An 11,678-nucleotide genomic window follows, 5' to 3' on the forward strand; every position below is an offset into this window, starting at 1 on the left:
TACTCCTTAAGACCCGCGTGAGCGCGTGATCCTGCGATGGTTTTGGGGATGGAAGTGATTGTTTGGTCGGACAGAAAGCTGATGAACGCCTAGACCTGATGCAGCGCTCTCAAGTCCTGATCTTGAAAGGTGCCGATTGAGACGCCATAGCGATCTACTGACGGCCCATCATTCGCTTGATACGTCGCCAGAGGCATTACTAGAACGTCAAGGGATTCAATCGCGGCGCCATTGTCGTTGCAGTAGGCAGAGTAGGCAGATGCCATGCGGCGCAATATGGCATCACACTCGTCCCGGGTCTCACCGCGACATCTATCAAATTGCGCCATGCAGACTTGGGACGTGCGGGTTACGAGGACGAAACTGCATGTCAAACCGTCTGTTATGATCCGACATGCGTGCCGCATGATGGCCAAAGCCTCATAGCGATCGCTGAACGCAAGAGCTGGAATATCGGCAAGATCATCGAGATCGATTGCGGGAGATATGGCGGCTTGGTTGATCATCTGGATCAACTGAAGCGTCTTTGGATCACGCGCCGCACGTGCATCCAGTGAAAGATTAAGGGGATGGCGAGACATTTGGGGTTTCCGAAGTGGAGATGTATTCATGCTTCGGCGGATTTCGACCGCCGTCAACGCCGGGCCAGAAAGAATTTTACAAAATATTGTTATTACGTATTTTTTTCTCAAAAACGTCAAACCGCAGACATTGGCAGTCTCGCCGAACGATACGGCGCTCGACTCGAACGAATGATCGGAGAGCAGCCAATTTTACTCTACCAATGATCGAAACAACAATTAAACATATGCGAAGAACGGCCATATCCTCGAACCATCGGTTAACCATGTTTAGAGAAGAATGTCGTCTTGGAATTGCCTGATCAGACTTGTCGGGCTATAGGTACCCGGCGTGGCGAGTACGCCCCGCAATAGCGGCTTCCACCGGTGCTGGACACACCAAGTGGAAGCCTAACCCTCAACCTTCTTCCGAAAGGCCTTGGGCTATCATGTTTAATATCCAATCTTATGTGGCGGGCAAGTCTCGTCAGCGCTCTCCTGTTTATCGAACAAAACCTCAGCGCACCAAATCCTCGCCCATCGCGGCAGCGACTTCCGATCTTGGCAGCTGATCAAACAGGACATTTCCCATGCAAGATATTCATTTCGGGGTATACGCCGACACGCCTCCGCACGCCTTGACTACAGCGCCCGAAGCTGTTGCTAAGCTGATCGAGAAGGCCATTGCTGCAACGATGACACCCGAGATAGCGCGATCCGCAGTCGAAGGTCATGCTGAGAGCCTGGCATCTTTGGGACGAACCATCGCTGTCCAGGAAGGACATCTGCTAGAAGCTGTCATCATAGCCCTTGCCTGGACGCATCCCTCGAGGGTGACACTGACCGACCTCCGCCTACCGGTCCTTCCCGCTGCGGTCGAGGTCATCAAGCGCAATCGTCGCAAGCTCTATGAAGGAATAAGCTTTGAGGCGCATTCCAACCCCTCCGCAGGAACGTACCATCCCGATTTAGTCGTCGTTGACGCCACTGGCCGCTGCGCGGTCATCATCGACGTGAAGCGGAGCCTATCTGGTTACCTCGGTGGGAGCAAACTGCTGGAACTACAGCAGCGAATGACGGCCTCCGGATTGGTGTTGCCCGATGTACTCTGGCGCGACCATCAAAGGCTGGCTGTCGAGACCGTCGGCACAGCCATAGTCGACGGATCAAAGACTTCGACTGATGTGTCTGATGGAGTGTGGCCTCTGTCTCGCCTCGATGACCTACTGCAGATAGAGGGTGCGGCCCAGCTGGCTATTGATAGCATGCAGGCCTTTCGCTGCGGCCTACGTAAGCAGTGGCAAGCGGCGATCGCAGAGGCAGCAGCCAAGTCAGCGCAACCTTCGGAGGGTGCAGTGGCAGCCACCCAAGCACACCCTTCGCAGCAGCGCATTATAGATGTGCCCGCAAGGCGACGCGGCCGTCCTCCCAAAGCTCGGCCGTCAATTCAGGTCGGCCTCCTTGGGCCCGGACTGCGACCGCACTAAGCGGCGCACATCACTTTTCATCTTATCAGATTTGCTGGACGCAATCCGGCCACGGAAGAGCTTTTGCTATGATTCACCCTGTCATTGATTTCCAGGTTTACCGCTTACGTCGCCAATACGGCACGCTGAGGCTTCGCTACTCCAACTCGCCCACAAGCTTGCACCAATCGCCCTCGGCTAAGGATAGCAACAGAGCGCTATCCGACGACACCGCCGCGCTCGTCACGGCACTCGTGCTCAGGATAGCGAGGCGGCGCGGGCGCTCGCTCAGCACCCTACCAAGCACAGTCCGCGACGCCCTCTGCGATCTGGTCGCCCAAGGCGATCCAACTGCACGACTGCTTTTTGCTTGGGTAGATCGGGAGCAGGCCACCGACGAGGCAGTGATGGAGGCGGCGCGCCTATTTGATAGATGGCGCGGCGCGTCGCACATGTGGAGCAGACCTACACGGGTTTATCGCCACCACCGTTTCTGGCAGCCAGATAGTCCGCGTCTCGCCGAGCTTGACCGTCGTCGGCTTTCAAAGCTGCAGTCGCTCCTGGAAGAGGAGATGCGTCATGACCGGTGATCGCCTCGAGCGCTACTTGCTTGGCCGCCTCAACCGCCGATCGCTGCGGGTCGCATATCGGGCAGCAGTCGCGGCCGATATCCTGCGCGCGCATCAGCGCACCATCGGGGTTTATCCAGTTACTGTATACGAGCCTGGAGCGAGAGCCTTGCCATTGACCGGAGCTACCACTGCAGACCGACGCACTTTGCTGCGGGCTGTTTCGAAGGATGCGTTGCTGCCGGTGCTTTCTCCGGTGACCGTCCGCAGACATGATATCGACCTTGTCATCGAGGATATTGTTGGTGACATAGACGCATCTGTGACAGGCGCTGAGACTGAGGCGACGCCGGCCGAAGCAGTAGAACGGCCACACCTTCGCGACGGTAGTGGAGATCATAGTCAATACCTAGTGAAGCTTGCAAGGCTCCTGCAAGCAGTCGCCCATCTGCCACCCATCACAGAGACGGTCATTGTCCTCAGCATTGTTGAGGCAGTGAGGCGGTCACATCTCACACCTGCAAAAGTCCTTGAGATCCTGTCCAAACCGGCTCCAGTCTTGCTGCTGCGGGTGCCCCTCCGCGGATTTGAACAAGCGCTTGGGCTCATGATCGAGCATGGCGTCATTGGGCCCGCCATGCGCCTGCGGGACGGAGGAGGAGGATACTCGCTGAGCAGGCGCGTACACTCCGGTCAGGAACCACACGATCAGACCACGCTGATTACTTTCCGAAACGGTGAAGTTATAAATCAGAGCAGTGAGAATCGACGCCAACTGTTGGCCAAGGCACTTTCCACCGGGAGACCCGTTCTGGTGGCCGCCGAGGACGAAGAGGCGTGGCCTTATCGCGTGACATCAAGCGCGGACCTGATCTTGGATGCGCCAAAAATCGATTGGCAGCTGCTCAGCCATGCAATCGAGATCACGACAGGGCACGCCCGCGTCGCCGTGGAACAGGCCGCCCGGGAGTACACGATCGATATGTGCAGTCTCGGTCTCGATGATCTCGCACTGGCGATCAAGCCCGGACGCACCATTAGCAACATCCTCAGCCGACTGGAAAGCTTTGCGCTAGAGCATACTGACGTTAAACGCGACGAGGAAGGAGCCGGGTCCGCCAAGCAGACTGCTGCTAGCGGGGAGCGAAGCCGAACCTCGAGCAGTTCAGAACGCAGCCGCCGTGCCGACAAAACGCTGTCGATGGATATCATCCAGCCAGCACAACGGCCAACAAAAGCAAAAGGCGAGCGAGTAGATGAACCGTATCTGTGCATTGAGCAGCTCGCAGGTTATGGCGATGCTCGTCAGTGGGCAATCGATCTCAAAACAGATCTTACCATCTGGCGTGCCAAAAAGCTGGCGTGGGCAGACATGAGCACCAAGCTACTGCTAAGTGGCCCGCCTGGGACCGGCAAAACAACGTATGCTCGGGCACTGTGCAACTCGCTTGCGATCCCGCTGATCGCAACCTCAGTCGGACACTGGCTGGAGCCGGGCTATCTCGGAGATGTGCTCAAGCGGATGACGGCCGTTTTTGACGCGGCCAGAGAGCATGCGCCGGTCATCCTGTTCGTCGACGAGATCGACGGGATTGGTCGACGAGACAGCGGTTCAGGGCGCAGCTACGATGACTATTGGATCGCAGTCATAAACAGGATGCTGGAACTCCTCGACGGCGCGGTGAGGTCAGAAGGCATCATCGTCGTCGGCGCGACCAATCGGCCCGGGGTTATTGATCCGGCAATCCGCCGGTCAGGGCGACTGGAGCGGCATATCGAGATCCCGCCTCCCGACATGACTGCGCTAGAAGGTATTTTCCGCCATCACCTCGGTGCAGATCTGGATGGGGTGCTAGCGAGTGCACACAAAGCTGGTTCAAAGCGGAGCAATCAGTCGCAGGGAGTGGCCTATGCTGCACGTTGACCGAACTGGGAACAACAAACGCTGCCCCCGGCGCACTGATCGGCAGGCAGCCCTAAAGCATTTAGCTCTTGCCGCTCAAGGCATGACTGGCGCTGATATCGCCCGTCTGGTCCGTGACGCACGCGGCATCGCTCGTCGAGCAAAACGCAAGCTTCGATACCGCGATATCTTGGAGGTACTGGACCGGCAGATCGGGGCAGTACCGTCGGATGTGAGATGGCAAATTTCGGTACATGAGGCGGGTCACGCGCTTGTCTTCACCTCCCTGGGGATTGCAGAGGTCCAATCGGTATCCACTGGGCGAGGTGACGGGGGTGCGACATCGGTGCGATGGCCTGAGGTGATGCCCCAGACAGAGGAAGGGGTTATGCAAGTGATCACCTGCTACCTGGCTGGACGCGCGGCCGAGATGCAGGTGTTCGGCAATAGCTTGATTGGTCACGGCGGCGGAGAAGGTAGCGATTTAGAAATTGCAACAACAAACGCTGTGCGCCTCGAGACCGTGCTGGGATGCTCCGGAGATCTGCCTCTTCTTTACATGCCGAGCGAACGCCCACCGCACGACCTTCGCTACGATCGGGGGCTGGCAGTGCGGGTCAACAAACGTCTCGAACACGCACTCGGTACGGCGATGTCCATAGTCACCCAGCATCTAGAAGCCTTGCTCCGACTGGCCAGGGAGCTGGATCACCGGCGCTATCTAGACGGCGCGGCGGTACGGGACATCCTGGGGCTGGATAGGGGCAGATCTATATAAACGCCGTTAGCTGCCACCCGGGCGAATGGGCTAAATTCGTCCGGGCGGCGTATTGCGGCGTTTCACATTGGGAAGGATGCGGATCAGTGCATCTCGGTATGCTGGCAAAGCCGTATACCAGCGGAACAGATCGTAGGACCGGTAAAATGCCTTAAAGTACATTGCACATTAGCGATTCAGCGTTTGATACCATCGATTCAGACTGCGGCTCAGCCGATTCGGATTCGAACGGCGTTTTCAGAATTGTGGGGCTAGATGCCCCCAGGCAGTCATGGACCGCATCCTCCCTTGACTGGCGACCGTGGCTCACTGTTTCAGCGCTTGCATCGAACGCCGTGCCAGAGATACCGCCATTAGATCCACTCGGTCATTGACGCCGACAAAAATCCGCCTGAGCCTAGATTCAGGTGCAATTCGGTAATCCATATTCATGAGCATAGACAAACCGACGACAACACATACCCAGGTGAATGTTCCCCCCTCTCGCGTGATCGCCAAGCGCCACATCCTCAATGCTGGCTCATTGACCTCGTCACCGACCGAGGTACTGCAACCGGCGCTTAGCTTCCTGCCGCCTGCATTCCAGACATCCTTCGCCGAGCTTGACCCGTCTGTCGAACTCGGCAGCCTCTACGTCAGCCAGCCGGTCTTTTACGGTAAAGCAATTGCGATCGATTTGACCCAGGGAATGATCCGAGGGGCAATCGATTCCGTTTCCAGCGATCAATGGCGCTTGGAGCAGATTTGCAAGACTTACGCGTTGGAGCTTCATCACGCCTTTGCCAAGCTGACGGGCCGTTACGGCGGCGATCAAGTCAGGCTCGACGGGCGGTTGGTACAACTGAGTCCAGACTTGCCGAGCTTTATCGACATTCATCGCATCCTTTTCCTTGATCGGGGGCGGCCCCTGTTCGAGCGGCCATATCAGGAGCAGATTTTCGAAGAGGACTACGGGCATGTCCCGCGCTTGGTCACGTCTATCAATTCTGTCGAGGAGATGGACAGACTGACCCAGGATTGGACCTCAGCAATGATCAGGGCGAACGTTCTCGACGACGCGGAACCTGTCCGTATTCAAGGCTTTCTGTGGCTGCCCTTCCACGCTGACCGTTATCGGCAGTCCGTTTTCAAAAGATATGATCCCGCAAGATTCTCAGAGCTCGAAGCCTGTGCAATCAGCAGCGATCTTGTTCGCGGCAAGGTCGGCAATGTCGTCTACATGCAAGGGCTAGGTGACTGAGATGCACGACGCACTATCTACACCCCACACAGAAAGTCGGGCTGCCGAGCGGGATCGCCGGGTCCGCGGTTTCGGTTCACAAGTGACCTCAGCCTGGCGATCACGGTTGCTGCCAGCGCCGTCTCCGATTCCACATTCGATATCTTCGATTCTCGGACGAACGGCGTTTGCGGGGGGAGGCTGAGATGGCGAGATCACGCACTCAGCGCCTGCGAGATCAGCGAGAGCGCCAGCAGGCTTATCGGGATGAGCAGCGACGGCTCCGGCGACCTAGCCGCGACGACATCGCCCGCGTTGCGCTTCGATGGCTCATCCTCGGGACTGCAAAGCTGGCGCAGCGCGAAGGCAATCCGGCCCGCATGAATAAAGTCGAAGGGGACATACTCGAAGCCTTGGTCGAGCAGGGCTTCGACCGGAATAGGTCCGACGAGGCACTGGGCGACTTGATTAACAGGTACGTTGACGGCAAATGGGATTTCCGGCGCAAAGTGCATCTTGGGATCGGTCCCGAGCCGGACAAATGACCGGTACCTTTAGTTGCCACAGGTGATGCGGCAGGCGACTGGCGCATCGCTAACGCCGTCTGCAGTCTAAGTGCCCTATCCCCCCATTACTTCATAAAACGCCGTTTGCACCAGAATCGTGGGAAGCGGACCCCTTGTGGCAGTAGGTGCCATTCACTAACTGGCGAGGATCATTGGGGGTACCATGACCGCAAAAAACGCCAAAACCGCCATTATATACGCACGCTACTCTACTGATCGACAGACAGATGTGTCCATCGAGACCCAGGTCGAACTGTGTCAGAGCTTCCTTGAAGACCGTGGCTGGCAGCTGGTCGACACCTATTCCGACAGAGCAGTCAGCGGCTCCGACTACATGACGCGCCCAGGCATCCAGCGCGTTCTGGACCGCATCATAAGCAGCAAAGTCGACCTCGTCCTGTGCGTGACGGTTGACCGCATTTCACGCGACGCTGAGCACGGGAACGGCTTCCTTAAACGCCTCCGCTACCACAATACCGAGCTATGGACAGTGTACGGCGGCTCTTCCGTCACGGATATCGAGATGAGCCTTCGCGTCACGCTCAGCCAGGAGCTCATCGCGCAAATCCGGTATCGCACGAGGGAGGGCATGAAGACCGCAGTCCGTCGAGGCAAAGCCACTACATGTCTTGCCTACGGATATCGCATCAAACTCGAATATGATGCGCTTGGCGAGCGCATCCCGGGTCTTCGCGAAGTAGACCCTGTACAAGCCGAGGTCGTCCAGGAGATTTTCGGGTTATATGCCGACGGTGTATCTCCGAGTGCCATCGCAGTCGCGCTCAATAAGAAAGGCATTCCTGGCCCGCGTGGTATCAGGTGGCGCGACACTGCAATCCGTGGCCACGTCGACCGCGGCACAGGCATCCTCAACAACGAACTTTATGTCGGCCGAGTCGTTTGGAACAGGCGTGAGTATCGAAGGCATCCCGACACTGAACGCCGTATCGCTCGCCACAATGTAGCGGATCAATGGGTCGTCGACGAACGACCGGAACTGCGCATCATCTCCAACGATCTTTGGTCCGCCGTCAAGCGGCGGCAGTTAGGCGTGCGCGGCGAGTTCGAACGGACACTCTCTAATCCCCTAAACCGCACTCACCGTCCGAGCTATCTACTGAGTGGACTGCTCGAATGCGCCGAGTGCGGCGGACCATATGCCATCATGGCCAAGGATCGATACGGATGCACCAACCACCGCAAAAAGCTTCCCCTCGACGTCCTCGGTGGAGCATGTTGTAGCAACCACAAGACGATCCTCCGCAGAGAACTTGAGGACCGTATCCTGACATCCATCCCTGCAGCTCTGGTACACATGGACGTCTTTCGCCGAACAGTGGAGAAAGTTCTGCAAAGCGAACTCGCGGAACGCAAAACGGCTGCCCATCAAGCCAAAGATATCGAGGCTGCCCTCCAACGCAATAAACGCGAGCAAGAGGGCATCATCGCCCAGATGTCACAACGAGCAGCCGAAGGCCGACGACCCATCGCTGCCTTGGACGACCGGCTCGACAGGCTCGACGAAGAACGAGAAGAACTGGAGCGGCAGCTGGCAAGCGCTCCATCCACGGATAAGCCCATAAGCGACGCCGAACGCCTCGCGACGCTGCGCGACGAGATCAACGAGGACACGGTCCGCACGGTGATACATGCCATGCTTTACATGATGCGCGATCACGCTGATACCCAGGCCAAGCAGCCGCTGATCGGCATCATCCGCCAGCTCATACAGAAAGTCGTCATCGCCAGTACACCGGGCCGCCAACCGCCGGCACTGGAAGTGCATGGTCGCATTGCGTCGATCCTCGCTGCCATGGAGACAGCACAGCTGATGGAAGCAAAGTTCAAGGCAATGGTGGATCAGGATGTACTGGCGCGTCAGTTGTCCGGTGAACTGGACACGGAGGCCAAAAAGCAAAAGCTCCTCGCGGGTTACGCAGAGGAGCTTTCAAGGAAACGACTTGAGTGGCAGGAGATTCAAGTCTCAGTGGTTGCGGGGGCAGGATTTGAACCTGCGGCCTTCAGGTTATGAGCCTGACGAGCTACCGGGCTGCTCCACCCCGCGCCAAGAGCGTCGAACGGCTGTTCTGACGCATGAAAGACTTTTTAAAGCGAAAGGGCCGCTTTGAGAGCGGCCCTAAGATTTCGGCTTGGGCCGAGTGTGTGTTGAGAAGATTTTGATTGCCTTTAGCAGACCTGGCAGCGACCTACTCTCCCGCGTCTTGAGACGAAGTACCATTGGCGCTGGGGCGTTTCACGGCCGTGTTCGGAATGGGAACGGGTGCAGCCACCCCGCCATAACCACCAGGTCGGCTAAGGGCAATCAATTGAGAAGCTGGCAGGCATTCGCCTGTTTTTTTGAACACGTCTTTTGTTTTTCAAGCGATGGGTATGGCACCCATACAGGCTGATAAGCCGTCGCCAAGAGTTTGGCGCGCCGTCCGCAGCGAAGCATCCGAAGGATGCGACAGCGTGAGGACAAAACAGATGGCTTTTGTTCATCTTCGATGAACACAAGCAATGAGAACGATCAAGCCAATCGAGCTATTAGTAACGGTAAGCTTCACACATTGCTGCGCTTCCACACCCGTCCTATCAACGTGGTCGTCTTCCACGGCTCTGATAGGGAATACTCGTTTTCAGGTGGGTTTCCCGCTTAGATGCCTTCAGCGGTTATCCCTTCCATATATAGCTACCCTGCTATGCCCTTGGCAGGACAACAGGTCCACCAGAGATATGTCCATCCCGGTCCTCTCGTACTAGGGACAGATCCTGTCAATATTCCTACACCCACGGCAGATAGGGACCGAACTGTCTCACGACGTTCTGAACCCAGCTCACGTACCGCTTTAATTGGCGAACAGCCAAACCCTTGGGACCTGCTCCAGCCCCAGGATGCGATGAGCCGACATCGAGGTGCCAAACAACCCCGTCGATATGGACTCTTGGGGGTCATCAGCCTGTTATCCCCGGCGTACCTTTTATCCGTTGAGCGATGGCCCTTCCACACGGGACCACCGGATCACTATGACCGACTTTCGTCTCTGCTCGACTTGTCAGTCTCGCAGTCAGGCGGGCTTATGCCATTGCACTCGACGACCGATTTCCGACCGGTCTGAGCCCACCATCGCGCGCCTCCGTTACTCTTTCGGAGGCGACCGCCCCAGTCAAACTACCCACCATACACTGTCCCGGATCCGGATGACGGACCGCGGTTAGACATCCATGACGATAAGGGTGGTATTTCAAGGATGGCTCCACTCAAACTGGCGTCCGAGCTTCAAAGCCTACCACCTATCCTACACATGCCGACACGAATGCCAGTGTAAAGCTATAGTAAAGGTGCACGGGGTCTTTCCGTCTGACCGCAGGAACCCCGCATCTTCACGGGGAATTCAATTTCACTGAGTCTATGTTGGAGACAGCGGGGAAGTCGTTACGCCATTCGTGCAGGTCGGAACTTACCCGACAAGGAATTTCGCTACCTTAGGACCGTTATAGTTACGGCCGCCGTTTACTGGGGCTTCGATTCAAAGCTTGCACCTCTCCTCTTAACCTTCCAGCACCGGGCAGGCGTCAGACCCTATACGTCGTCTTGCGACTTCGCAGAGCCCTGTGTTTTTGATAAACAGTCGCTACCCCCTGGTCTGTGCCACCCCATTACACTTGCGTGCAAAGGGGTCACGCTTCTTCCGAAGTTACGCGTGCAATTTGCCGAGTTCCTTCAACATAGTTCTCTCAAGCGCCTTGGTATACTCTACCTGACCACCTGTGTCGGTTTCGGGTACGGTCTGTACGGTGGAGCTATTTCCTGGAACCGCTTCCTCGCCCATTCAATCCAATAAGAATGAACAAGTTACGCAATCCGTCACTACCACCAGGCCCACGAATATTAACGTGGTTCCCATCGACTACGCATTTCTGCCTCATCTTAGGGGCCGGCTAACCCTGCTCAGATTAACTTTAAGCAGGAACCCTTGGTCTTTCGGCGAGAGGGTCTCTCACCCTCTTTATCGTTACTCATGTCAACATTCGCACTTCCGATACCTCCAGGAGCCCTCACGGGTCTCCCTTCACAGGCTTACGGAACGCTCCGCTACCACGTGCATTGCTGCACATCCTCAGCTTCGGTGCATGGCTTTAGCCCCGTTACATTTTCGGCGCAAAGACCCTTATTTAGACCAGTGAGCTGTTACGCTTTCTTTAAATGATGGCTGCTTCTAAGCCAACATCCTGGTTGTTTTGGGATCCTCACATCCTTTCCCACTTAGCCATGACTTGGGGACCTTAGCTGGAGGTCAGGGTTGTTGCCCTCTTCACGACGGACGTTAGCACCCGCCGTGTGTCTGCCGACTAGTACTCCCAGGTATTCGGAGTTTGGTTAGGATCAGTAAGACGGTGAGTCCCCATAGCCCATCCAGTGCTCTACCCCCTGGGGTATTCGGTCGACGCTCTACCTAAATAGATTTCGCGGAGAACCAGCTATCTCCGAGTTTGATTGGCCTTTCACCCCTAGCCACAAGTCATCCCAATCTATTGCAACAGATGCGGGTTCGGCCCTCCAGTTGGTGTTACCCAACCTTCAGCCTGCTCATGGCTAGATCACTCGGTTTCGGG

8 protein-coding genes, 1 tRNA gene, 2 rRNA genes and 1 pseudogene (1 of these 12 running past the window's edge) are annotated in these 11,678 nt (G+C 56.7%); 5 read left to right on the forward strand and 7 right to left on the reverse strand.

Annotated features, from left to right (window positions below):
* Positions 1-89: 89 nt before the first annotated feature.
* The gene (locus M1E12_RS16110; protein WP_479562538.1) at positions 90-581 is read right to left on the reverse strand and encodes a hypothetical protein; all 492 of its coding nucleotides are present in this window, start codon (positions 579-581) and stop codon (positions 90-92) included.
* Positions 582-1,150: 569 nt separating this feature from the next.
* On the opposite strand from M1E12_RS16110, the gene M1E12_RS16115 reads away from it, so the two are divergent.
* The 4 genes from M1E12_RS16115 to M1E12_RS16130 all read left to right on the forward strand — a co-directional run bounded on the left by M1E12_RS16115 (position 1,151) and on the right by M1E12_RS16130 (position 6,516).
* Positions 1,151-2,047 carry a hypothetical protein gene (locus M1E12_RS16115; RefSeq protein ID WP_479562539.1) on the forward strand — a complete coding sequence of 299 codons (897 nt, stop codon included), beginning with the start codon at positions 1,151-1,153 and terminating at the stop codon, positions 2,045-2,047.
* A gap of 558 nt (positions 2,048-2,605) precedes the next feature.
* Positions 2,606-4,519 carry an AAA family ATPase gene (locus M1E12_RS16120; protein WP_479562540.1) on the forward strand — a complete coding sequence of 638 codons (1,914 nt, stop codon included), beginning with the start codon at positions 2,606-2,608 and terminating at the stop codon, positions 4,517-4,519.
* A gap of 82 nt (positions 4,520-4,601) precedes the next feature.
* Entirely contained in the window at positions 4,602-5,276 is a 675-nt protein-coding gene (locus M1E12_RS16125; protein ID WP_479564903.1) for an FtsH/Yme1/Tma family ATP-dependent metallopeptidase, read from the forward strand.
* A 430-nt stretch (positions 5,277-5,706) separates the two neighbouring features.
* Entirely contained in the window at positions 5,707-6,516 is an 810-nt protein-coding gene (locus M1E12_RS16130; protein ID WP_479562541.1) for a hypothetical protein, read from the forward strand.
* Positions 6,517-6,710: 194 nt separating this feature from the next.
* Here M1E12_RS16130 and M1E12_RS16135 read toward each other — a convergent pair whose 3' ends face one another.
* The gene (locus M1E12_RS16135; RefSeq protein ID WP_479562542.1) at positions 6,711-7,010 is read right to left on the reverse strand and encodes a hypothetical protein; all 300 of its coding nucleotides are present in this window, start codon (positions 7,008-7,010) and stop codon (positions 6,711-6,713) included.
* Positions 7,011-7,224: 214 nt separating this feature from the next.
* Here M1E12_RS16135 and M1E12_RS16140 point away from each other — a divergent pair.
* Positions 7,225-8,292 (forward strand): annotated as a pseudogene (locus tag M1E12_RS16140) (recombinase family protein); the annotation flags it as partial.
* Here the strand turns inward: M1E12_RS16140 and M1E12_RS16145 are convergent.
* The 5 genes from M1E12_RS16145 to M1E12_RS16165 all read right to left on the reverse strand — a co-directional run.
* Complete coding sequence (locus M1E12_RS16145; RefSeq protein ID WP_479562543.1) at positions 8,176-8,496, reverse strand: hypothetical protein; 321 nt, start codon at positions 8,494-8,496, stop codon at positions 8,176-8,178. The pseudogene M1E12_RS16140 and the gene M1E12_RS16145 overlap by 117 nt on opposite strands.
* 21 nt (positions 8,497-8,517) lie before the next feature.
* Positions 8,518-8,979 (reverse strand): hypothetical protein, encoded by a 462-nt coding sequence (locus M1E12_RS16150; RefSeq protein ID WP_479562544.1) that lies wholly within the window; start codon positions 8,977-8,979, stop codon positions 8,518-8,520.
* A gap of 70 nt (positions 8,980-9,049) precedes the next feature.
* Positions 9,050-9,126 (reverse strand) — tRNA-Met (locus tag M1E12_RS16155).
* A 129-nt stretch (positions 9,127-9,255) separates the two neighbouring features.
* Positions 9,256-9,370: ribosomal RNA gene (gene rrf / locus M1E12_RS16160) — 5S ribosomal RNA — on the reverse strand.
* 217 nt (positions 9,371-9,587) lie between these two features.
* A 23S ribosomal RNA gene (locus M1E12_RS16165) occupies positions 9,588-11,678 on the reverse strand (it continues 708 nt past the right edge of the window).

This window comes from Rhizobium sp. K33 (genome assembly GCF_056501445.1).

Coding starts and splice junctions, on each gene's coding strand:
- M1E12_RS16135 (WP_479562542.1), bottom strand. CDS start 7,010: ATGCACTTTGCGCCGGAAATCCCATTTGCCGTCAACGTACCTGTTAAT.
- M1E12_RS16130 (WP_479562541.1), top strand. CDS start 5,707: ATGAGCATAGACAAACCGACGACAACACATACCCAGGTGAATGTTCCC.
- M1E12_RS16115 (WP_479562539.1), top strand. CDS start 1,151: ATGCAAGATATTCATTTCGGGGTATACGCCGACACGCCTCCGCACGCC.
- M1E12_RS16120 (WP_479562540.1), top strand. CDS start 2,606: ATGACCGGTGATCGCCTCGAGCGCTACTTGCTTGGCCGCCTCAACCGC.
- M1E12_RS16110 (WP_479562538.1), bottom strand. CDS start 581: ATGTCTCGCCATCCCCTTAATCTTTCACTGGATGCACGTGCGGCGCGT.
- M1E12_RS16125 (WP_479564903.1), top strand. CDS start 4,602: ATGACTGGCGCTGATATCGCCCGTCTGGTCCGTGACGCACGCGGCATC.